General features: G+C 52.1%; 30 protein-coding genes. 23 read left to right on the plus strand and 7 right to left on the minus strand.

Annotation, left to right across the window (positions count from 1 at the left end; all coding sequences use genetic code 11):
* Position 1: 1 nt before the first annotated feature.
* A complete protein-coding gene (gene coaD / locus EL098_RS22115; RefSeq protein ID WP_126358140.1) occupies positions 2-481 on the plus strand; it encodes a pantetheine-phosphate adenylyltransferase in 480 nt (159 codons plus the stop codon).
* Here the strand turns inward: coaD and mutM are convergent, their stop codons facing one another.
* The 4 genes from mutM to radC all read right to left on the minus strand — a co-directional run bounded on the left by mutM (position 482) and on the right by radC (position 2676).
* Positions 482-1291: a bifunctional DNA-formamidopyrimidine glycosylase/DNA-(apurinic or apyrimidinic site) lyase gene (gene mutM / locus EL098_RS22120; protein WP_126358142.1), complete on the minus strand. Its 810-nt coding sequence runs from the start codon at positions 1289-1291 to the stop codon at positions 482-484.
* A 68-nt stretch (positions 1292-1359) separates the two neighbouring features.
* On the minus strand, positions 1360-1527 hold the full coding sequence (gene rpmG / locus EL098_RS22125) for a 50S ribosomal protein L33 (RefSeq protein ID WP_002436700.1): 168 nt from the start codon (positions 1525-1527) through the stop codon (positions 1360-1362).
* 20 nt (positions 1528-1547) lie between these two features.
* On the minus strand, positions 1548-1784 hold the full coding sequence (gene rpmB / locus EL098_RS22130) for a 50S ribosomal protein L28 (RefSeq protein ID WP_008457442.1): 237 nt from the start codon (positions 1782-1784) through the stop codon (positions 1548-1550).
* A 214-nt stretch (positions 1785-1998) separates the two neighbouring features.
* Entirely contained in the window at positions 1999-2676 is a 678-nt protein-coding gene (gene radC, locus EL098_RS22135) for a RadC family protein (protein WP_126358144.1), read from the minus strand.
* Positions 2677-2840: 164 nt separating this feature from the next.
* Between radC and coaBC the strand changes: the two genes are divergently transcribed.
* The 3 genes from coaBC to slmA all read left to right on the plus strand — a co-directional run bounded on the left by coaBC (position 2841) and on the right by slmA (position 5205).
* The gene (gene coaBC, locus EL098_RS22140) at positions 2841-4052 is read left to right on the plus strand and encodes a bifunctional phosphopantothenoylcysteine decarboxylase/phosphopantothenate--cysteine ligase CoaBC (protein WP_197718577.1); all 1212 of its coding nucleotides are present in this window, start codon (positions 2841-2843) and stop codon (positions 4050-4052) included.
* A complete protein-coding gene (dut, locus tag EL098_RS22145) occupies positions 4030-4488 on the plus strand; it encodes a dUTP diphosphatase (RefSeq protein WP_016538880.1) in 459 nt (152 codons plus the stop codon). Before coaBC ends, dut begins: the two co-directional genes overlap by 23 nt.
* A gap of 120 nt (positions 4489-4608) precedes the next feature.
* Positions 4609-5205, plus strand: a complete 597-nt coding sequence (gene slmA / locus EL098_RS22150) for a nucleoid occlusion factor SlmA (RefSeq protein ID WP_016538879.1) — start codon at positions 4609-4611, stop codon at positions 5203-5205.
* Between the two features lie 35 nt (positions 5206-5240).
* Here slmA and pyrE read toward each other — a convergent pair whose 3' ends face one another.
* Together pyrE and rph are read right to left on the minus strand one after the other, a co-directional pair.
* Positions 5241-5882 (minus strand): orotate phosphoribosyltransferase, encoded by a 642-nt coding sequence (gene pyrE, locus EL098_RS22155; protein WP_126358148.1) that lies wholly within the window; start codon positions 5880-5882, stop codon positions 5241-5243.
* Positions 5883-5946: 64 nt separating this feature from the next.
* Positions 5947-6663, minus strand: a complete 717-nt coding sequence (gene rph, locus EL098_RS22160) for a ribonuclease PH (RefSeq protein ID WP_008457427.1) — start codon at positions 6661-6663, stop codon at positions 5947-5949.
* A gap of 125 nt (positions 6664-6788) precedes the next feature.
* On the opposite strand from rph, the gene EL098_RS22165 reads away from it, so the two are divergent.
* The 7 genes from EL098_RS22165 to EL098_RS22195 all read left to right on the plus strand — a co-directional run bounded on the left by EL098_RS22165 (position 6789) and on the right by EL098_RS22195 (position 11889).
* Positions 6789-7652, plus strand: a complete 864-nt coding sequence (locus EL098_RS22165; protein ID WP_126358149.1) for a YicC/YloC family endoribonuclease — start codon at positions 6789-6791, stop codon at positions 7650-7652.
* 190 nt (positions 7653-7842) lie between these two features.
* Positions 7843-9102, plus strand: a complete 1260-nt coding sequence (locus EL098_RS22170) for a tyrosine-type recombinase/integrase (RefSeq protein WP_126358151.1) — start codon at positions 7843-7845, stop codon at positions 9100-9102.
* Between the two features lie 87 nt (positions 9103-9189).
* Entirely contained in the window at positions 9190-10143 is a 954-nt protein-coding gene (locus EL098_RS22175; protein ID WP_126358153.1) for a hypothetical protein, read from the plus strand.
* A gap of 115 nt (positions 10144-10258) precedes the next feature.
* On the plus strand, positions 10259-10462 hold the full coding sequence (locus tag EL098_RS22180) for a helix-turn-helix transcriptional regulator (protein ID WP_126358155.1): 204 nt from the start codon (positions 10259-10261) through the stop codon (positions 10460-10462).
* On the plus strand, positions 10462-10893 hold the full coding sequence (locus EL098_RS22185; protein ID WP_126358157.1) for a hypothetical protein: 432 nt from the start codon (positions 10462-10464) through the stop codon (positions 10891-10893). Before EL098_RS22180 ends, EL098_RS22185 begins: the two co-directional genes overlap by 1 nt.
* A 13-nt stretch (positions 10894-10906) precedes the next feature.
* Positions 10907-11710, plus strand: a complete 804-nt coding sequence (locus EL098_RS22190) for an antA/AntB antirepressor family protein (RefSeq protein WP_126358158.1) — start codon at positions 10907-10909, stop codon at positions 11708-11710.
* 41 nt (positions 11711-11751) lie between these two features.
* The gene (locus tag EL098_RS22195) at positions 11752-11889 is read left to right on the plus strand and encodes a DUF4222 domain-containing protein (RefSeq protein ID WP_408609138.1); all 138 of its coding nucleotides are present in this window, start codon (positions 11752-11754) and stop codon (positions 11887-11889) included.
* 88 nt (positions 11890-11977) lie between these two features.
* Here EL098_RS22195 and EL098_RS22200 read toward each other — a convergent pair whose 3' ends face one another.
* Positions 11978-12181, minus strand: coding sequence for a YlcI/YnfO family protein (locus EL098_RS22200; RefSeq protein WP_126358162.1), 204 nt, complete (start codon positions 12179-12181; stop codon positions 11978-11980).
* Between the two features lie 232 nt (positions 12182-12413).
* On the opposite strand from EL098_RS22200, the gene EL098_RS22205 reads away from it, so the two are divergent.
* The 12 genes from EL098_RS22205 (at position 12414) to EL098_RS22260 (ending at position 21914) form a co-directional block, all read left to right on the plus strand.
* Positions 12414-12602 carry a host cell division inhibitor Icd-like protein gene (locus EL098_RS22205; RefSeq protein ID WP_126358164.1) on the plus strand — a complete coding sequence of 63 codons (189 nt, stop codon included), beginning with the start codon at positions 12414-12416 and terminating at the stop codon, positions 12600-12602.
* Entirely contained in the window at positions 12595-12774 is a 180-nt protein-coding gene (locus EL098_RS22210; protein WP_126358165.1) for a hypothetical protein, read from the plus strand. The genes EL098_RS22205 and EL098_RS22210 overlap by 8 nt, the downstream gene beginning before the upstream one ends.
* 181 nt (positions 12775-12955) lie before the next feature.
* Entirely contained in the window at positions 12956-13201 is a 246-nt protein-coding gene (locus EL098_RS22220) for a hypothetical protein (RefSeq protein ID WP_126358167.1), read from the plus strand.
* Positions 13198-13377, plus strand: a complete 180-nt coding sequence (locus EL098_RS22225; RefSeq protein WP_126358169.1) for a hypothetical protein — start codon at positions 13198-13200, stop codon at positions 13375-13377. Before EL098_RS22220 ends, EL098_RS22225 begins: the two co-directional genes overlap by 4 nt.
* Positions 13374-13661 (plus strand): hypothetical protein, encoded by a 288-nt coding sequence (locus tag EL098_RS22230; RefSeq protein WP_232012268.1) that lies wholly within the window; start codon positions 13374-13376, stop codon positions 13659-13661. The genes EL098_RS22225 and EL098_RS22230 overlap by 4 nt, the downstream gene beginning before the upstream one ends.
* Positions 13658-14299, plus strand: a complete 642-nt coding sequence (locus EL098_RS22235) for a hypothetical protein (protein WP_232012270.1) — start codon at positions 13658-13660, stop codon at positions 14297-14299. Before EL098_RS22230 ends, EL098_RS22235 begins: the two co-directional genes overlap by 4 nt.
* A gap of 8 nt (positions 14300-14307) precedes the next feature.
* On the plus strand, positions 14308-14658 hold the full coding sequence (locus EL098_RS22240) for a hypothetical protein (protein WP_126358171.1): 351 nt from the start codon (positions 14308-14310) through the stop codon (positions 14656-14658).
* A complete protein-coding gene (locus tag EL098_RS22245; RefSeq protein WP_126358533.1) occupies positions 14651-17410 on the plus strand; it encodes a TOPRIM and DUF927 domain-containing protein in 2760 nt (919 codons plus the stop codon). The genes EL098_RS22240 and EL098_RS22245 overlap by 8 nt, the downstream gene beginning before the upstream one ends.
* A 248-nt stretch (positions 17411-17658) precedes the next feature.
* Positions 17659-18063, plus strand: coding sequence for a hypothetical protein (locus EL098_RS22250; RefSeq protein ID WP_126358173.1), 405 nt, complete (start codon positions 17659-17661; stop codon positions 18061-18063).
* A 137-nt stretch (positions 18064-18200) separates the two neighbouring features.
* Complete coding sequence (locus tag EL098_RS23275; protein ID WP_164716912.1) at positions 18201-18371, plus strand: hypothetical protein; 171 nt, start codon at positions 18201-18203, stop codon at positions 18369-18371.
* Between the two features lies 1 nt (position 18372).
* A complete protein-coding gene (locus tag EL098_RS22255) occupies positions 18373-18699 on the plus strand; it encodes a hypothetical protein (protein WP_126358174.1) in 327 nt (108 codons plus the stop codon).
* Positions 18700-18707: 8 nt separating this feature from the next.
* Entirely contained in the window at positions 18708-21914 is a 3207-nt protein-coding gene (locus EL098_RS22260) for a hypothetical protein (RefSeq protein ID WP_126358175.1), read from the plus strand.
* Positions 21915-21981 lie beyond the last annotated feature (67 nt).

A 21981-nucleotide genomic window follows, 5' to 3' on the forward strand; every position in this document is an offset into this window, starting at 1 on the left:
TATGCAAAAGCGGGCAATCTATCCGGGGACCTTCGATCCCATCACCAACGGCCATATTGATATCGTTACCCGTGCCGCCAGCATGTTTGACGAGGTAATCCTTGCTATTGCCGCCAGCCCCAGCAAAAACGCGCTGTTTACCCTGGATGAACGCGTCGTGCTGGCACAGCAGGCAATCACACATTTACCTAATGTTCAGGTTCTGGGATTTAGCGATTTAATGGCAAACTTTGCCCGCAATCAGCAGGCAAACGTGCTGGTTCGTGGTTTACGCACCGCCGCAGATTTTGAATATGAGATGCAGCTGGCGCACATGAACCGCCATCTTATGCCAGAGCTGGAAAGCGTCTTTCTGATGCCATCAAAAGAGTGGTCATTTGTCTCTTCTTCGCTGGTCAAAGAAGTGGCGCGCCATCATGGGGATGTCGCTCACTTCTTGCCTGAACATGTCTGTAAGGCATTGATCGAAAGAGTTAAATAGCTAGCGCTGGCAGCGACGGCAATAGTATGTGCTGCGCTGCGCGTGTTTAGCGGCAACAATCGGCGTACCGCATACCCGGCAAGGCTCACCTTCCCTTCCATACACCTGCAGCTCTTGCGCAAAGTAACCTGGTTTGCCATCGGATTGGAGAAAATCCTTTAACGTCGTGCCTCCCTGTTCGATAGAGCGCTGCAGCACCGCTTTGATAGCCGCAACCAGCGTTTCAGACTCTTTTTTTGAGAGTGATTGCGCGCTACGGTCAGGGTGAATACCTGCCGCAAACAAAGATTCGCTGGCATAGATATTTCCCACGCCAACGACAAGTTTGTTATCCATCAGCCAGGGCTTTATCGCCGTTTTCTTTTTAGCCGATTTCTCGCGCAGATACTCAGCATGGAATGCATCGCTTAGCGGCTCAGGTCCGAGATGGGACAATACGTTGCTGCCTTCAAGCTCTTTAACCCACAGCCAGGCCCCAAAACGACGCGGATCGGTGTAGCGGAGGACTTTACCGTTGCCCATGATCAGATCAACATGATCGTGCTTCTCGGCAGGAAGCTCCTGCGCAAGGATCCTCAGGCTGCCGGACATCCCCAGATGAATGATTATCCAGCCATCGGGCAGCTCCAGCAGCAAATACTTCGCCCGACGCTGCACGCTTAACACCGGCTTATCGCTCAGGGCATGTATTTCATCAGAAACCGGCCAGCGTAGCCGCGCATTGCGCACCACGGCATGCAAAATTGTTTCACCCACCAGATGCGGCTCAATACCGCGTCGGCTGGTTTCTACCTCTGGTAATTCAGGCATCTCTCCTCCGGGAAGCAGGCATAAAAAAACCCGGCCTGAGCCGGGTTTCTTCAACAAAGTTACCAGAATTATTTAATTTTGGCTTCTTTGTATACAACGTGCTGACGGACAACTGGATCGAACTTTTTCAGTTCCAGTTTTTCCGGCTTAGTACGTTTGTTCTTCGTGGTGGTATAGAAGTGACCAGTACCAGCAGAAGAAACCAGCTTGATTTTCTCACGAATACCTTTAGCCATGATTTATTTCCTCTAAGTACTTAGTACTTTTCGCCACGGGCACGCAGTTCAGACAGAACTGTATCGATGCCTTTCTTATCGATTACACGCATACCTTTAGCAGATACACGCAGGGTGACAAAACGCTTCTCGCTCTCAACCCAGAAACGGTGAGAGTGCAGGTTCGGCAGGAAACGGCGTTTAGTCGCGTTCAGTGCGTGGGAACGGTTATTACCGGTCGCCGGACGCTTGCCAGTAACTTGGCAGACTCGGGACATGTCTATTCTCCAAAAATCAAATTAGCTCGAGCTTCGTATAGGGTTAGGCGCCTCGTCAGGCTGCAAGCCTGGTCCCTGGCGGTTCAATGTGAACCACAGTGCCAGGCGCATAATGCCAAACCCGAGATTCTCAAAGGTGGCGTAGTATACGCTGTGTGAGGCATGTGCTCAAGTCCCGAACAGACAAAGATCCCTATGGATCGCGCCTGATGGCTTAAATCCACCCTCGTTCAGCGAAAGAAACGTATTCTCCGTGACCAATAACCAGATGATCAAGCACTCGAATTTCCATAAACAGGCAAACTTTCACGATGCGTTCCGTAATCGCCCGATCTGCTTTACTGGGTTCGGCCTTACCTGATGGGTGGTTGTGCGCCAGTATAATGGCAGCCGCGTTGCATTTCATCGCCTCGCGGACAATTTCTCTGGGATGCACCTCAACATGATTCAGCGTACCGGTGAACAAACGCTCGCATTTGATAACCTGATGCTGGTTATTCAAAAACAGAACCATAAATATTTCACGCTGCTCGGGCATCAACTGGCTATGAATGTACTCTCGCACTCTGCCGGGCGTCAGTAAAGACAGCTCATTAACGCCCAGGGACGAGTAATAGCGTCGGGCCAGCTCGGCAATCGCATTCAACTGGGTAAACTTTGCCTCACCAATCCCTTTCACATGTTTGAAATGAGAGTAGTCGGCCGACAACAAGCGGTGCAAAGAGCCAAATTCACGCAGCAGCATATTGGCAAAAACAAGGACATGCATGCCCCGGTGGCCGGTTCGCAGAAACAGCGCCAGCAGCTCGGTATCCGTGAGCGAGCTGACGCCGAACTGCAGCAGCTTTTCACGGGGTAAATGCTCCTTGTCAAGATAACGGTTCCCTTTCATCACGGCCTCCCTGTCTGACTTAGCCTATACTGCGGCCTTTTTTTTTATCTGGCGAAGGGCAGGTTTTAATCTTGCGTGATGCCTCGCAAACTGCAAAAAGGCGCGTGCCAGGGATTGTGGTAAAATAGCGATTCGACTGTGTCTTCCAACGGATAAAAATCATGATGGGACTTTCCGGCAAGAAAATTGTTCTTGGTGTCAGCGGCGGTATTGCCGCCTATAAAACACCTGAGCTGGTTCGTCGTCTGCGCGATCGCGGAGCGGATGTACGAGTGGTAATGACCGAGGCGGCGAAGGCCTTTATCACGCCACTAAGTTTACAGGCCGTGTCTGGTTATCCGGTGTCGGACAGTCTGCTGGACCCCGCAGCCGAAGCCGCAATGGGCCACATCGAACTCGGTAAATGGGCAGATTTAGTCATCCTGGCGCCTGCGACGGCAGATCTGATTGCGCGCGTGGCAGTGGGGATGGCAAACGACCTGGTCACTACAATCTGCCTGGCGACGCCCGCACCGGTGGCCGTAGTCCCGGCAATGAACCAGCAAATGTACCGCGCAGCAGCAACCCAGCATAATCTGGACGTTCTCAGCTCTCGTGGCCTGTTGATTTGGGGGCCAGACAGCGGCAGCCAGGCGTGTGGCGATATTGGGCCGGGTCGTATGCTGGACCCGCTGACGCTGGTGGATATGGCGGTGGAACATTTTTCCGTCGTCAAAGATCTGCAACATCTGAACGTCATGATTACCGCCGGCCCAACGCGTGAGCGGCTGGATCCCGTCAGATACATCACCAACGACAGCTCAGGCAAGATGGGCTTTGCTATCGCCGCGGCAGCAGCGGCTCGCGGTGCCAGCGTCACCCTGATTTCCGGGCCGGTCAATCTGCCAACGCCGGCAGGGGTAAACCGAATTGATGTCACAACGGCGCTGGAGATGAATGAAACCGTCCAGCAACGCGTCTCCGGGCAGCATATTTTCATTGGCTGTGCCGCCGTTGCCGACTACCGCGCAGCGGTTGTTGCTGACGAGAAGATTAAAAAGCAAGGCGATGAAATTACTCTGAAAATGGTTAAAAATCCGGATGTGGTCGCAGGCGTTGCGGCGCTTTCAACAGGGCGTCCCTATGTTGTAGGGTTTGCCGCCGAAACAAATAATGTGGAAGAATACGCCCGGAAAAAGCGTGCTGCAAAGAACCTGGATCTGATCTGCGCCAATGACGTATCTCAGAATAATCAAGGATTTAACAGCGACAGCAACGCATTGCACCTTTTCTGGCAGGAGGGAGACAAAGTCTTACCGCTTGAGCGTAAAGCACTCCTTGGCCACCGTTTACTGGACGAGATCGTTACCCGCTATGATGAAAAAAATCGACGTTAAAATTCTGGACCCGCGTGTTGGTCAGCAGTTCCCTTTACCAACCTACGCCACCTCCGGCTCTGCCGGTCTTGACCTCCGCGCTTGCCTGGATGACGCCGTAGAGCTTGCACCAGGTGCAACAACGCTGCTGCCAACCGGCCTGGCTATTCACATTGCTGATGCCTCCCTGGCAGCGGTAATTTTGCCTCGCTCCGGGCTGGGCCACAAACACGGCGTGGTGCTGGGCAACCTGGTGGGCCTGATTGACTCCGATTATCAGGGTCAGCTGATGGTTTCTGTCTGGAACCGCGGCCAGAATAGCTTCACCATTCAGCCGGGTGAACGTATTGCGCAGATGGTCTTTGTGCCTGTCGTTCAGGCCGAATTTAACCTGGTTGAAGATTTTGACGCCAGCGACCGTGGCGAAGGTGGCTTCGGTCATTCAGGTCGCCAGTAATACCGTTTTATAAACGTAACCCTACCGCGCAAATAACGTTAAAACAGACCGCAAATCAGGTATTTGTGGGCGCGGTTCGGTGCTTACCTGGCAAGGTATTTTTCAGGGGTATTTTAGAACATGGCAGAAAAACAGACCGCGAAAAGGAATCGTCGCGAGGAAATACTTCAGTCTCTGGCCCAAATGCTTGAATCCAGCGACGGCAGCCAACGCATTACTACCGCTAAACTGGCGGCAACCGTTGGCGTGTCCGAAGCCGCACTTTATCGGCATTTTCCAAGCAAGATGAAAATGTTCGATAGCCTGATTGAGTTTATCGAAGACAGCCTGATTACCCGCATTAACCTGATTCTGAAAGATGAAAAAGACACCTTAGCCCGTTTGCGGTTAATCGTGCTGCTGGTACTGGGTTTTGGTGAACGGAACCCGGGCCTGACCCGTATTCTCACCGGGCACGCGCTGATGTTTGAGCAAGATCGCCTGCAGGATCGCATAAACCAGCTTTTTGAACGCATTGAGGTTCAGCTGCGCCAGGTGATGCGTGAAAAAAAGATGCGCGAAGGTGAAGGGTTTACCACCGACGAAGCGCTGCTGGCCAGCCAGCTTCTGGCCTTCTGCGAAGGGATGCTGTCGCGTTTTGTACGAAGTGATTTCCGCTATCTGCCCACGGATGATTTTGATACCCGTTGGCCGCTGATTGCCGCTCAGCTTTACTAATAAAAAGGGCCGGAAGGCCCTTTTTGCTCTCCAGCTTATACGCCGAACTCTTCCCGGTATTTGCGCACCGCGGCCAGCTTGTCCGCCATCTCAGGCTTCTCTTCCAGATAGCTGATCAGATCTTTAAGCGTGATGATCGAGATGACTTTGCACTGATAATCACGCTCAACTTCCTGAATGGCAGAGACATCAGCGCGGCCACGTTCCTGCCGGTCGAGGGAAATAAGCACACCCGCCAGGCTCGCGCCATTCGCGGCAATAATTTCCATCGACTCACGAATAGCAGTCCCCGCAGTGATCACATCATCCACCAGCATAATGCGCCCCTGAAGCGGGCTGCCCACCAGGTTACCGCCCTCACCGTGGTCTTTCGCTTCTTTACGGTTAAAGCAGTAAGGCACGTCACGCTCGTGGTGTTCCGCCAGCGCAACCGCCGTTGTGGTCGCGATAGGAATCCCTTTATAGGCCGGGCCGAAGAGCAGATCAAAGTCGATGCCGGAATCCATCAGGGCGGCTGCATAGAAACGCCCTAATAACGCCAGATCGCGCCCGGTATTAAACAGCCCGGCGTTGAAGAAATAGGGGCTTGTACGCCCGGATTTCAGCGTGAATTCGCCAAACTTGAGTACCTGTTTGTTAAGCGCAAACTCAATAAACTGGCGCTGATACGGTTTCATGGATTCGCTCCTTAGCGTTATGACACGGACATAAAAAAAGCGACTTCTCAGTCGCTTTTAAAAATTAATTTTCTAACGCCGCCTTCTGCGACGCGATGATGGAATCAATGCCCCCTCGGGCCAGCGCCAGTAGCGCCAGTAGCTCCTCGTGGGAGAACGGTTCACCTTCCGCGGTGCCCTGCACCTCAATCATGCGTCCGTCTTCCATCATGACAACGTTCATGTCGGTTTCGGCTGCTGAGTCCTCGACATACTCCAGATCGCAGAGTGCCTCGCCGTTGACGATGCCAACGGAAACTGCCGCCACCATCCCTTTCATTGGGTTAGTTTTCAGCTTGCCGGAGGCGACCAGGCCATTCAGCGCATCGGCCAGAGCCACGCAGGCACCGGTAATAGAAGCTGTGCGGGTACCGCCATCGGCCTGCAGAACATCACAGTCCAGGGTGATAGTAAATTCGCCCAGCGCTTTTAAATCTACCGCCGCACGCAGTGAACGAGCGATAAGACGTTGAATCTCAAGAGTGCGGCCACCCTGTTTGCCTTTTGCCGCTTCACGGGCATTGCGGCTGTGGGTTGCGCGCGGCAACATACCGTATTCTGCAGTGATCCAGCCCTGCCCCTGACCTTTCAGGAAGCGAGGCACACCTTCTTCAAGCGTTGCGGTACACAGCACTTTGGTATCACCGAACTCGACAAGCACGGAACCTTCAGCGTGTTTAGTGTAATGACGGGTCAGGGTAACTGGGCGCACTTGTTCGGCGCTACGACCTGATGGACGCATGGGCTTCTCTCCGGCTAAAACGAATGTGGCTGCGCATTATACGGACTTCAGGCGCTTATTCCTATCCTGCAAGCCCCCTGATGGCTATAATCCCCCCATACATTAGCTGAAAACGGGTACGCACTATGATCCGCAGTATGACCGCCTACGCCCGGCGTGAAGTAAAAGGTGAATGGGGCTCCGCCTCCTGGGAATTACGCTCGGTAAACCAGCGTTATCTCGAAACATATATCCGCATGCCGGAGCAGTTCCGCAGCCTTGAACCCGTTGCTCGTGAGCGCATCCGCAACCGTCTTACGCGCGGTAAAGTAGAGTGCAACCTGCGCTTCGAGCCTGATGCCCGCGCACAAGGCTCATTAATCCTGAACGAAAAATTAGCTAAGCAGCTGGTTGAAGCCGCTAACTGGGTCAAAATGCAAAGCGACGAAGGGGAAATTAACCCGGTTGATATTCTTCGCTGGCCTGGCGTGATGGCCGCTCAGGAGCAGGATCTTGATGCAATCACCGCCGAAATACTTTCCGCTCTTGATGGTGCGCTGGACGACTTTATTGTTGCCCGCGAGACCGAAGGCCAGGCGCTGAAAGCGCTGATTGAGCAGCGCCTTGAAGGCGTCAGTACCGAAGTGAGTAAAGTCAGAGCTCAAATGCCAGACGTCGTGAAATGGCAGCGTGAACGCCTGGTGACCAAGCTGGAAGAGGCCGAGGTTCAGCTTGAGAACAACCGCCTGGAGCAAGAGCTGGTGCTGATGGTGCAGCGTATTGACGTGGCGGAAGAGCTGGATCGCCTGGAAGCGCACGTTAAAGAAACCTATAACATTCTGAAAAAGAAAGAAGCCGTTGGCCGTCGCCTCGACTTTATGATGCAGGAATTTAACCGCGAGTCGAACACGCTGGCCTCCAAGTCGATCAATGCTGAGGTCACGAATTCGGCTATCGAGCTGAAAGTCCTGATCGAGCAGATGCGAGAGCAGATTCAGAATATAGAGTAAATATTTAAGAGCTATCACAAAGACGCACAAAACCAGCAAAGCCCGCACTTAGACGGGCTTTTTTGTTATCATGGGCTATCATAAAGACGCAACAAAGCGCATAGTTAAGGTGTACCCAAAGGTGTACCCAATGAGTTTTGTGTACATCACTTTGGGTACACCCCTTATTCAAAGTTTGGATATTCGCTAAATGCCAAAACTAACAGACATGCAGATCCGCGCATGGATAAAGGCCGGAGAGCGTTTCGAAGGACGCGCAGACGGTGGCGGCCTATACCTCAGATACAGGCAGGTAGACCAATCCCCAAGCTGGCGATTCCGCTATAAGTTCGCTGGCAAGCAACGGGCTATGGTTATTGGCTCCTATGCAGAGCTATCGCTATCAAAGGCCAGAGACACAGCCAAAGAATTAGCCGCACGTGTTGCGCTTGGTTATGACGTGGCCGGAGAGAAGCAGGAACGGAAAGCAGAAGCGTTGTCGAAAATGGAAGCAGAAAAAAACGCTATGCGTGTTTCACAGCTTGCCGCTGAATACTTTGAACGCCAGATCCTGCCCCGCTGGAAACACCCGGACATACTCCGTAGACGAATCGACAAGGATATAAACCCCTGTATTGGCAACATGAAGGTAGAGGATGTAAAGCCCCGCCATATCGACGATATGCTAAAAGCGATTGTTGACCGTGGAGCGCCTACCATAGCAACGGATGTTCTACGCTGGACGCGCCGCATATTCGATTACGGTATCAAACGGCACGCTCTGGAGATTAACCCCTGCTCAGCGTTTGAGGTTTCCGACGCTGGAGGGAAAGAGGTTGCCCGTGATAGATGGTTGAGCCGCGACGAACTTATAAAACTATTTCAGGCCATGCGCACCGCCAAAGGGTTCAGCCGCCAGAACGAGCTTACATTCAAGCTACTGTTAGCCTTGTGCGTTCGAAAAATGGAATTGTGCGCCGCTCGCTGGGAAGAGTTCGACCTTGATAAGGGTATATGGCATCTGCCGGAAGAACGCAGCAAAAACGGGGACGCGATAGACATACCCTTGCCACGCCCTGCCATTGAGTGGTTGAGAGAGCTACATACATTCTCATGCAATAGCGCCTGGGTATTGCCAGCCAGAAAGATGCAAAACAGGATGATTCCCCATATTCAGGAAAGCACCCTACCCGTTGCGCTGGCAAAGGTTAGGGCAGAAATGCCAGAGGTGAGCAACTTCACTATTCACGACTTCCGGCGTACAGCCCGCAGCCACTTAGCGGCGCTTGGTGTTGATCCGGTAGTAGCTGAAAGGTGCCTTAACCACAAAATAAAAGGAGTGGAAGGGATTTATAACCGGCACCAGTATTTTGATGAACGCAGGGCAGCACTTGAACAGTGGGCTAATCTGCTGGTGGCACTAGACGCCGGGGAACAGTACAACGTGACACCCATCAAATTGGCTAAATAACCGAATAGCTTGAGTCTAGCTCGACGTAGCGAAAAGCCTTACCGCCTGACTCAATCACTCCTTAAGGCTGCGTTAAAAGGTGACGTGATGATTGACCCAAAAAACACTGTATGTGAGCGTAAAAATATCTGGCAAGATGCAGGTATTGCTCCTTTGGACTACTGCACTATCGAGCGGGCGTCAAAGTTATTGAACTGTGAAATAAGTGATATTTGGCACTGGAGGAGTAGATACTATATAGATTTTTATGCAAATGCTGACTTTTCTGATTTTGTCGAAGCAAGATCAACAATCCAATTCAAAAAGAATGCTGACGCTATAATTGATTTATTACTTTCGTGCCCTGAAGAAGTGCCATTTGTTTTCCCTTTCCTTGCACCCGTTGGCGACGTTAAGGTAACGCCATCTATTAGCGGAGCTTTAGGGCTTTTTCAAGCCAGCAAGCCATTTGATGCTAGTCAAAATGATCAACTATTTGAAAGAACAGACGATAACAGTCTGGTAGCAAATAGCTCCATTGCTAGTGGCTTGCTTAGAGTTTCCGGGGTTATGAGGCACACTCAGCACCCTAGGGAGGCTGGTGAGCATTATATAAAACTCAATGGAAGGTTTGATTGCGAGCTGTATAAATTTGAAATGCAGAGCAAATCTATTTACCTTAGCTCGCTTGCTGACAGCAATATTTATTTAATCAAATCGGACTTGGAATATCTTTACGAATCCATGCTTGCTGGAGATTTCGATTCTGTAGAGAGTGCCAAAAGATCTGATAGAGCAACTACCCAAGTCTTTATGCAAGGAATCAAAGACATTAACCATAGCGCTGAGCGCCATGCATCAAATAGAGAAAAATTGTTTAAATCTGCAATTTACCTTCTTTCTAAATATCCAGATGAATGCCGAGGGAAGTTTAAAGAAATAAGCCCGGAGAAGTGGCGTGATTGCATTCAAAAACATAAAAGCGAGATACCACCATTAACCATCACGAACGAGGATGTAATCCTAAAGCACCTAAGAACTGCCGTTAATGCAAAGGGATAGAGTGCCTCAACTATACAGGTACAGTTAAACTACAATACCTTATCAGCCTTACAATGAGTCGCTAACCTCATACCCGTAACGAAGCAACAGCCACTAATAAGAGGTTACGGGAAGCATGAACACAGAAACAATACCCGCCAAAGGTTACATCAGACGCTTTCGCCTAGCTGAATTGCTGGGCGTTAGCGTTTCCACTATTGACCGAAAAGTACGCAACGGCTCACTGCCGCGCCCGGTAAAGTTGGGCGAGAAGATCACTGCTTTTGATGCGGTAGAGATTCATAGCTGGCTGGCAGAACGTCGCGGGAAGGTGGCTTAATGGAAAAGAAAAACCGCCCATTACAGGCGGCCAATTCAGATACTCGCACGTCTGATATTACGCCGACCACCAGCACCGTTCAACCATTCAGGCGCACACCGAAGAAGCACCGCGCCCGCGTCTACATGCTCCGCACTGGCGTTGAGGGATGGACTGAAAATGACATTCTGCGCTATTGCCGCCTTTCGTCTGGACGCAACTATGCGAGCGAGCTTGAGCGCAGCCTCGATATCCACCTGGAACGCATCGAAGAAAAGAACCCGGACGGCATCGGCGCACACCTCCGCTATCGCTTCATGAGCCGTGGCGATGTGCTCCGCGTTATCCAGTTGGTTAACCGCAACGCTGCCGCTGCTGGCTATCAGGGGCTTTCCCAGCCTGAAATTGCCGACATTCTCAACCTTTACCCGGACAACCTTACCGCCGCTTAACGGAGCCTGAAATATGAATATCGAAAAAAGCCGATTCAATTCGGAGGCCGCCCCTCAACCTGCAGCCAGCCAGGGCGCAAATATCAATAACGACTTTGCCGCTATCGTTCCCGTTATTTCCGGTCAGATTGGCGGGCGTGAAACCAATATTGCGAGTGCGAGGGCATTACATACAGCGCTGGGTGTTGGGCGTGACTTTACGAACTGGATTAAAGGCCGCATTGACCAATACGGGTTTATTGCCGGAACCGATTTTATCCGTGTTGAAAATTTGAGCACGCCAAAACGGGCGAGCACAAAAACTCGCCAACAGGTTGAACATGACTATCTGCTTTCCCTGAATATGGCTAAAGAACTGGCGATGGTTGAGCGCAACGAGCAAGGCCGCGCCGTTCGCCGGTACTTCATCCAATGCGAAGAAGCACTACAGCGCAGTGTGCCGGAGATTGCCGCACAGTACCGCCGCCAGCTTAAAGCCCGCATCAGTGCGGCGAACAACTTTAAGCCAATGTGCGAAGCACTCGACGCCGCCCGAGCAGAGCAAGGCAAACAGACCCAGCAGCGCCACTACAGCAACGAGAGCAACATGATTGCCCGTATCGTGCTGGGCGGGCTGACTTCCAAACAGTGGGCGCAGACTAACGGCATTGTGGGCGAGCCGCGCGACAGCATGAACGCCGGGCAACTGGAACACCTCGCCTATCTGGAAAGCACCAATATCACGCTCATTGATATGGGTATGGCCTACGACCAGCGCAAAGCTGAACTAACCCGCCTTTCTCAGCGCTGGCTGGCTAAGCGTCTGGAGGTTCACTAATGGCTAAGCCCACCAGCACACCGCGCCCGCAGCAGCGCTATATGGACGCACACGGCGCATTGGTTACGGTTGAGAGCGTTACGTGCAATCGAGTGACGTTCTACCGCGATGGGTATCACTCACCATGTGTACAGCAGCTGGAGCGTTTTACTAGGGAGTTCCAGGAGGTGTCGCAATGATGGCAGCCGTCCAGGGGAAAGGATTCCCACGAGCCGGAAACTGCGTAACTACCGGGATCGCGGTAGTTACCTACAAGACTTTCGTAGGTCAGATCTTCGGATCATCCTTCACTTTTTTGCGCTGCTCAGCTTTTAGCTTACGCCCGCAGGCGTCGAGCACCCATGCGGAGAAGTTAGCATTAGGATTTTCTTTCTTTTCATTCTCTATGCTGCTGTCTATTGACTCGACCATGTCATACGGGAATCGAATGCCTTTGTACGCAGACTTATTGTTTCTGTGTCCTGTTGCCATTGTGAAATCTCATATTTGGTGTTTTAACACCATCGAGCATACAGGAGGGTTTAAAAAACCGAAAGTGTTTAAACACAAAGCACTTGACTCAACCTCAGACATCACCCTAAAGTGTTTAAACACCTCATCCACAGGTAAGGCACAGGAAGTACATAAAGCGGCAAAGCCCGGAGGTGCGCTAACACCAACCGGGCTTCTAACCACCACCGTTACCAACGATAACGAGGCAGCTATGAAAGAGCATATCACACACCCGCAAGGGCGGCAGTCCTACACCTGGCGTTTTCTGGCGCTAAGCGCCATCGGGCGCAACGTCATTCACATCACCGCCACCACTGAACGCGAAGCCCGCGAGCAATCCCCGGCTGGCTGCGTGATGGTATTCGCTGGCCGAATCCGTCAGGAGGTGCGCCATGCGTAACCACTTCACCGTGAAAGGCTATGCCGTCAATAAGCGCGGCCTGACCGTAGGCATTGCTTACCAGTTTATTTCCTCCAGTGTCGCCGCAGCCACCGCCCACGCGATGCTGCTCGCCCAGAATGCCGGGCTGACGCACGTCCGCCTCTCACGCATTCAGGAGGTGGTTGCATGAAGACTATGCAACTTATCGAATCACAATGCCGGATAAGACAGGCTGAGCGAATCCTTAGCCTCTGGATGGAAGCCGATGGAGAAGACGAAAAGACCAGCGACATGATCGGGGCTGTAATGTCTCTTCTTGAAGGTGTTCACGACTCTATAGAGCACTTCCGAGTAACCGGGGGTACGTCACAATGAGCCGGAAAACGCTTTTAACCGAACTGACTTATTTCAAAACAGCCGAGCGCCGGGTAGGTCAAATTGAAGCGCTGTTAATCGCCATAGAACACGCCGTAGAGGTGATGGATGAAACCAGTCTGGAACTGGCGATATCTGGCGTTCGCTCGTTAAACAGCACCCTTTATTCTGAATTTGAGCACATGAAAAAGTACGAGACCCAGCAGCAATGCGGGGCTACCAGCGCAGGAGCTACAGCATGAAAGGCGTTATCAAAAAACAGCATGAGCTGGTGGCGATGGAGGCGCTGATGAAAATCACCGCTTTGCTTAATGCTGCTCAGCTCCTCACAGCAAATGAGGATGAAAGTCAGGCAGCTCTGGAGCTTATTGGTCTTGCTGAGGATGTCGCTCACCGCGCTATGGAGGGGAAACCATGAAAAATGAAATTGCCTTAGTAGCAAATAACTCCCGGCTACCCGTGATTCACGGCACCACCATTAAACTATGCGGCTCCACTGAAATTAATGATGTTGCCACAGCTGCGAGGTATGCGGCCGAGCTGCTGGAGCTGTGGGGGAAATACCTCAACAAACCATTGCGTAAAGCTGATAAGGACGCAGGAGCCAGATTCGGAACGCTTATCTTTGAGCTTTACTGCGCAACCCAGCGAGCAGAGGACATGCTCGATTCACTTCTGCGTGAAAAACAGGAGGGTAAATGAGCAATCTTCTTAAATTCCCTGCAAAGCCGGAGCAATCCGGCCTTTCCCACCCGGAAGCCACGCCAGACGGCATCAACTTTATGCGCCGGGACGATAACGGCATTTATCAGCACCAGAAACTTATTGGTTACCGGGCGGTAATCCGTCAGTTAGATGGTGGGAATTATGACCGGGATCTGCCCGAAGGAATGCGCGCGTTAGCTGCGATATGGGAGGCAGAAAGCAAGGGCTACTACATACCTACAGACGAGCAGAGGGCAACCGTATGGCGCTGGCTGGTTGCCTGCTTGTTCATCATGGAGCAGCAGGATAAAAACGGCACAGCAGACGTGACAAATGAGGAAGGCAGCAAAGGCAGGGCGACGATATATACCGGGGAGCATGGCAGCATATCCGTTTACCCGGCCACTGAGCGTTTCTCGCTGGCGAGCCACGTCGAAGGGCTGGCGCTTGAGAAATACGGCGCAGATATTGGCTTATTTCTGGCCGTGCAAATGTACCAAGGCATGACTGAGGTCACGCCGGGAGAAGGTATGAAGCTGTCTCAGATGGGGCGTGAAGGGCTGGAAATGCTCCACGATGGATTTATCGAGATGCTGAACACCGAAGGGCTGCCAGCAGCACCAACCGAACACTGAGGGGCAATATGATTACTAAAAACTTCCGTCTCAGTGCGCTGGCGAATCGGTACGCCGCAAACCTGTATGACAATGTAAGACAGTCCAGCGGCGGTGACTCCTTTATGCTGGATGCGGGCGGGGAGCCTGTCCTAGTTCAGATCCTAGACGGCGTTAAGGGTATGCGCGATTTAATAGACGGCTATTTACTGGAGGCACTGAAACTAAGTTACCCACAGTGGGAGAAAATCGGGGTTGCGCTGCTGGAAAAGTGCGTTGATAGCACCGGGATTACCCCTTACGGCCTGAGTATTTGGGACAGTATGAAAGGTGACATGGGCGCAACAGTTGCCCGCAGCGGAGGGCATGACAATGCGTAGTATCGAGCTTATCCGGGAAGTGACTCACGCCGCAGCGGGTAACTGGCCTGTTGTTCTGGCTGGCCTGAATATTGATGTGCCGGACTCCCCGCGAAAACATGCCGCCTGCCCCGCGTGTGGCGGTAAAGATCGCTTTCGTTTCGATGATAACGGGCGCGGTAGTTTTATCTGCAACCAGTGCGGCGCAGGTGACGGGTTAGACCTGATACAGAAGGTTAGCCGTTGTGCTGCGACAGAAGCGGCGAGAATGGCCGCTGATGTGCTGGGTATTGATTACCGGGCAACCGAATCAGACCCGGAGGCGGCCAGCCAGAGGCAATCCCAACTGGACACCCAGCGGCAGCATCACGAGCAGGAGCGCCAGCAGCTGGCGACAGAGAACGCAGCGCAGCGCCGGGCTACGTTTGCACGTCTGTTTGATGAAATGTGCCAGAAGTCCGCTCAGGGCGAATCTGAGTACCTGATTAGTAAAGGGTTGGACGGCCTCGCCTTGCCCATTCTTCCCGATGGCTCGCTGTTGCTGCCGCTGGTGGACGAATCCGGCAACGTTGCCGCAGCGCAGACCATTACCCCGCAGGGAGAAAAGCGCCTCCTGACGGGTTCAGCGAAGCGCGGGGCTTATCACGCTGTAAACGCGCCAGAAGCGCCGCAGTGCGTCTTAATTGCCGAAGGGCTGGCTACCGCCCTGACAACGCACAGGATGCGCCCTGATGCGCTTACAGTGGCAGCAATCGACGCTGGCAACCTGCTTCCCGTTGCCGAAGTCATGCGCCGCAAACACCCAAAGGCAGAAATCATCCTTTGCGCAGACAACGACCATCACGACGACCAGCCAAATACCGGGAAACTGGCCGCAGAGAAAGCCGCCGCAGTCGTGGCGGGCTGGGTCGCAATGCCGCCCGGGGAGCATAAAGTCGACTGGAACGACTACCACCAGCATAACGGGCTGGAAACTGCTACAGCGGCGTTCAAAGATTCGATGTACCAGCCGCAGGGTGACGCCGTGAAAGCACAGCCACATGCCATTGAGGACGGCAGGATTACGGCAAGGGATAGTGACCCGCTAAAGCCGCGTGTTGAAAGCCGCAAAGAGGGTATTTTCTGGGTGACGCCAAAGCTGGATAAAGACAACGGCGAGGTTATCAACAACGAAAGCTGGCTGTCTTCCCCGCTGGAAGTTATCGGCACCGGGCGGGACGACAAAGACCAGTATCTTGTGCTCCGCTGGCTGGCCTTTGGTTCAAACTTACCCACCACCGCAGCCGTGCCGCTGGCTGATATCGGTGAGCGCGAGGGCTGGCGAACCCTGAAAGCCGGAGGGATCAACGTCACCACCAAAAGCAGCTTACGGGCAATCCTCGCTGACTGGCTACAGCGCAGTGGCTCACGACAGATATGGCGCGTTGCTCATGCCACAGGCTGGCAGTGCGGGGCGTATATCATGCCAGACGGGGAAATCATCGGGGAGCCAGAGCACCCGGTACTGTTCAGCGGGCGCAGTTCAGCGGCCAGCGGGTACACACAGAAAGGCACAGTCGAAAGCTGGCGCGGTAGCGTGGCGCGTCTGGCAGACGGTAACTATTCGATGATGGCAGCAGTCGGGGCAGCGCTTGCCGCTCCATTGCTTGGATTGTGTGGCGCTGACGGGTTCGGACTCCACTTCTACGAGCAAAGCAGCGCGGGCAAGACGACCACAGCAAACGTGGCCGCCAGTCTGTACGGAAACCCTGATTTACTCCGTCTCACCTGGTACGGTACGGCGCTGGGGCTGGCAAACGAAGCCGCCGCCCACAATGACGGGCTGATGCCACTGGATGAAGTCGGCCAGGGGGCTGACCCGGTAAGCGTCTCACAGGCCGCCTACGCGCTTTTCAATGGTGTGGGTAAGCTGCAGGGAGCAAAGGAGGGAGGGAACCGGGATCTAAAGCGCTGGCGTACCGTTGCTATCAGTACCGGAGAAATGGATCTGGAGACGTTTATCGCCACTGCCGGGAGAAAGACAAAGGCCGGGCAACTGGTGCGCCTGCTCAATATCCCCATGAGCAAGGCAATCCGCTTCCACGACCACCAGAACGGCAAGCAACACGCCGACGCCCTGAAAGATGCCTGGCAGCACAACCACGGCACAGCCGGGCGCGAATGGGTGAAATGGCTGTCAGGCCACCAGCAGCAAGCCATCGATACCGTTCGGGATTGTGAATCACGCTGGCGTAGCCTGATACCTGCCGATTATGGTGAGCAGGTTCACCGTGTTGGCGCACGTTTCGCCATTCTGGAGGCTGCTTTACTGCTGGGTTGCGTTGTCACCGGATGGGATGCGCAAAGCTGCCGGGATGCCGTACAGTACACCTACAACGCATGGCTGCGTGAGTTCGGCACCGGGAACCGGGAGCACATGCAGATTGTCGAGCAGACAGAGGCTTTTCTAAATGCTTTCGGCCTGAGCCGGTTCGCACCGTTCCCGTACAGCCCCGGCGATTTGCCTATCCGTGATTTGGCGGGGTACAGACACAGGGGAAGCCATGAACGTGATCCGGTTACCTTCTACACCTTCCCGGCTACATTTGAGCGGGAGATAGCCAAAGGATTTAACGCCAAGCAGTTTGCCGAGGTGCTGAAAAAAGCCGGGATGCTGACCCCGCCCACCAGCGGGCGAGGATATCAGCGTAAATCACCGCGCATCGAGGGGCGGCAGATTAACGTCTATGTGCTCAACTACCTGCCGGAGGACGACGACCAGCCAGAAGAATAATTTTCTTCATGTGCGTAGAAAAGGTGTTGGTTCAGTTGGTTCAGTTGGTTCAATTTGTAAAGAGCACTGTTTTATAAGGGTTTTGTTTTTGATTTTGAACCAACACTGAACCAACAAATGCATGTTTTGAACCAACACGATTAGTTGGAATCTGTCGTTCTGGCTGGCCGTGGTGTTTTTATGCGCACTTGTGCCAGCCTGATACGCTGATAGGATTGCTTAGAACTTTTACCGTTGGGGATAGGGATATGAAAAAAATAGTTGTAGCTTTCGCTTTAACTTGTTCAATTTTAGGCGCGTCAGGATGTGCTCCAAAAGCGCCGACACAAGTCGAGGTATCAAATGCTAATTACGGCTCTCTTCCAGAAGATTACCAGCAGCAAATAAAGAGCTATATGTATTCTTCACTCAAAGACCCTGAATCAGCACGCTATACATTCGATCAACCATTTAAAGGGTACTCACAAGACGGTTCCCTATCACAGACTAGCGGAGGTGTAATTTATGGGTATGTTGCTGGCGTCCAGGTAAACGCGAAAAACAGCTATGGCGGTTATACAGGGAACCAACGTTACGTGTTTATCTTCTCGAATGGGGTCATGTACGACACAACAATGAATTATCAGTTTGGGCGAGTAAAAAGAGTTCCTTAAATTCCAACTTACACCAGTAAACCCGCAATGCGGGTTTTTTTTGCCTCCTAACCCTTCACTTTTAGCAACATAACCAATGTTTGTTGCAAATATTGAAATAAACTACAATATGTATAAATAACCAGTAGGAGTGCGTCATGGCCTATAACCCAAACTTTAAGCCGGTTTTGCTCACTGCCGAGCAGATGGAAGCAATCAAGCGTTTGCAGGAGCAGGAGCGGGAAAAATCAGTGTTGAAAGTAGCGCCAACAATTAGCGCAATTACTCGTGGGCTGGTGGATAAAGCCCTAAAGCAACTGGAGGCATGAGATGGAGCAGCTACAGCGACTGGCAAGCACTATTGCCGAAACTTACATTCGAGATCTAAAGCGTGAAACTGGCGATAACACCATTTCTATAGATGGATATACAGGAACGATTGAAGCCAGCCTATTAGCTTCTGGCCTTTTAGATAACGCAGTTTCATCAGCTAAAGACCGCTACACGCATGGGTTTGAAACCAAAGCTTACATGATGCTGGCTAACTTAATTTGCCTGGACGGTAAAGAGTATCAGCTAACTACTCATGGTATGAAAGTAATCGACTTTATGATTAAAAAAGCATTGAAAAAACAGAGCAATAACAATATTCACTGAGGTGAAATGTGGAAAAAAGTCTAGGCGGCATCTACATCGAGGTAGATATAGAAACAGATAAAATGATTGAATCATCCAGAAAAGCCAAAGCTGAGATGGATGCGCTTTCAAAATCTGTAGAGCGATCCGCGCCGGGTTTCGACAGGCTGAGTAAGAGTGCCAAAGGCGTATCATCTGCGCTGGCAATGCCAGAAGTAAACAGGCTTTCAAACCAACTAGCCCAACTTTCCGGCAAGATAGGCGCAGCTTCTGAATCAACGATAGATGCCTCCGTTGCTCAGGACAAATTCAGCGGAGCACTAAGCACCGCAGCAAGCCAACTTGGAGCCGGGTATGTGACAAACATCGGCTCTGCTACCTCATCACTAATCAAACACGCCAAAGAGGCAGTAAATGCCACCAAAGCCCAGGCTGAAAATGCCCTTGCGGCAAAAAAAGAAGCTGAAGCCTTGCGGGTCAAAGCCGAGCAATTAGTGGTTGCGGCATCTGCCGAGAAAGCGCAGGCAGAGGCTACGGTACTTTCAACAGAATCAGAAGTTAAAGCGGCAGAAGCGATATTTGAAAGAAAACAGGCTGACATCGGATCGCTAGAGGCGCTTCTCGCTCGACAAAAAGAGTCTCTCAAACAGTCAGAAGCAAACCTACAGATTACTAACTCAGAAAAAGCAGTATCAGAAGCGGCAAGAGCGCGTAGTACTGTCGAAGCCACCAAGGCGAAGATAATCAAGCAGTCGAACGAGGCCGTAAAAGAAATTTATGACGCCGAGAACAAGGCGGCTAAAGCTAAAGAGGCATCTGCCGCAGCAGCGCTGAAGTTAGCTCAGGCAACGGCGCTTGAATCCACGGCAAAAGAAACATCAGCGGCGGCGACTAATGCCGCAGCGGTAGCGACAGAAAGGCTTACTCTTGCAGCCAGAGCGCAAACGCTGGCTATTGTAGGCGCAAGAAGCGCACTGGCATTGCTTGGCGGGACTGGCGGTGTACTTTTGTTGGCCGCTGCTGGTGTTTACCAGCTTTATCAGGCGATGTCATACACGAAAGAGATTGACGATTTTAACAAAAAAATAGACGACTCCATCGATAGAATAGACACGCTCAACAATGCTCAGGCAAGGTATGCGGCTGATAAGTTTGGCAATGATATCGATACTGTTAAAGTCAAAATGGAGCGCTACAGAGCTGAGATAGAAAGCCTTCAAAAATCCATAAGAACAGCACCGGTTCTTCGTATCAACACAGATGGCATGGTTCAAAAGTTGAATCAAATGCAGGCTCTTTATGGTGAAGCAGAGCGGCGCGTACTTAGCCTATCTGAGGCATCTGACAGGGCTTCGATAAGAGCAAGCAAGACTACTACAGTGACGGATCGGCAGGTTGATGCTCAAAACGCACTCAACGACGCCACCAAGTCACTAACACATCAAAATACACTTTTGGCAAATTCGCTCACAGAAGGTGAGCAGGCTGCGAAGGATACAGCTCAGCTTGAAGAGTTTGAAAAGAGGTTAAACAGTCTCGGTATTTATGGCGAGGTTGCTGCTGATGCTGTCGCTAAGTTCGCTTCTGAGCTACAACAGAACAGAGATTTAACGTTGTCAAAGGCTGTGGATGACGCCAAAAACAAAGTTGAAGAACTCACCATAAGGCTTAAAGAAGGTGAGCAAGCGGCGATTAGATTTAACGCCGCTCGGAATATCAAAGATAGCGGCTGGGATGAAAACTCACAGGAAGCTAAAGATTATATCGCCTACCAGGAAAAGATATTTGCTCTCAATAAGCAGATATCAGACAAAAGAAAACAGGATAACGCAGACAAGGCCGGTGCTCGTAAGGATGCAAGCAATGCCGAATCAGTAGCTCAGAAACTGGCGAATCTGAAGCAGCAATCAGAACTTGCCGCCGACTCAGCGCGAGAACTCAGCCGGGAGCAAGCCACTCTTAAGGCGCAGCAGTCCCTTGGAAAGGCGGCCACGCAAGACCAGATTAAACAGGCCGGTGAGTACGCTGCGAAGACGTGGGATGTGAATAATGCCCTTAAAGCTCAGGCAGCAGCCGAAAAGCTTATCCCGGAGCGGCAAGAGTCAACTCGCTACTCGCAGGAAACCAAAGACCTCAAGACGGCACTCGATGCCAAGAAGATAACTCAGGACGAGTTCAATCAGGCAACTGAGAGAGCCGAGCAGCAGCACCAGTCCAACCTCGCCAAGATTCGCTCTGATGCTGTAGTCAGTCCTCAGCAGGAAGCAGCAGGGATGGTTGATCCAGTTCAGCAACTGGCTAACGAGAACGCCCGAAAACTAGCCCTTATTCAGCAGTTCGAAACTGAGAAAGGGAGGATAACGGCTAACGGATTGGCCTTGATGAATGCCGCTAACAAGCAGTATGAGCAGCAGCGCATTGATGCTCAGTGGGAGATTTTCCGCAACCAGAGCCAATCCAATGAGCTTTTGGCGGCTTCCCTTGATGGTTTGCAAAGTGGAGCGTCAAGCGCCATCACCGGGCTTTTAAATGGAACTCAAAGCCTCAGCGAGTCATTTGCCAACATTGGCAATACCATTCTGAATAGCGTTGTAAGCAGCCTTGTTCAGATGGGTATGGAGTATGTTAAAAGCGCAGTAATCGGGCAGGCTGCAAACGCTACCGCCGCATCCAGCGCCGCAGCCACAGGGGCCAGTATAGCGGCATCAATGGCACCTGCTGCCGCTGCCACAAACATAGCCACGATGGGGCAGGCTTCAACAATTGGCCTTGCCGCCATGAGCGCTTCAATACCGGCGATGCTGGGTATGCTTTCTGGTAGGCGAAAAAATGGCGGCCCGGTAAATGCCGGAGGGCTTTACGAGTTTGGGGAAGGTAATTTGCCCGAAGTACTTCAAGTGGGCGGCAAAAGCTACATGCTGCCGGGAAACAATGGCCGGGTATTCAGCAACAAGGATGCTACAGGAGCGCCAGCCATCCCCAAAGCTTCAAGCGGCAGCCAATACAATAAATCCGCTGGTAGTGATGCGGGTGTTAATAGCGGCGGTGATGCTGGGAAGGGTAGCGTTATCCAGCACATCACCTTCGAAATAAACACCACAGGCGGCGTTACAGAGGCAGATTTTGCACGGATTGAGGCGAGAGGTGTGCAGATAAGCAAAAAAATGGCGCTATTCCACATCCATGATGAAGCAACAAGGCCGGGCGGCATTATCCAACGGCGAGTAAATAAATAAGCTAACGCCGGAGCGGGCATTACCTTCCGGCTGTTTCATCTATTCCACGCCCTACCCCATGCGCATA

Origin of the sequence: Cedecea lapagei (assembly GCF_900635955.1) — a bacterium.
Taxonomy (GTDB): domain Bacteria; phylum Pseudomonadota; class Gammaproteobacteria; order Enterobacterales; family Enterobacteriaceae; genus Cedecea; species Cedecea lapagei.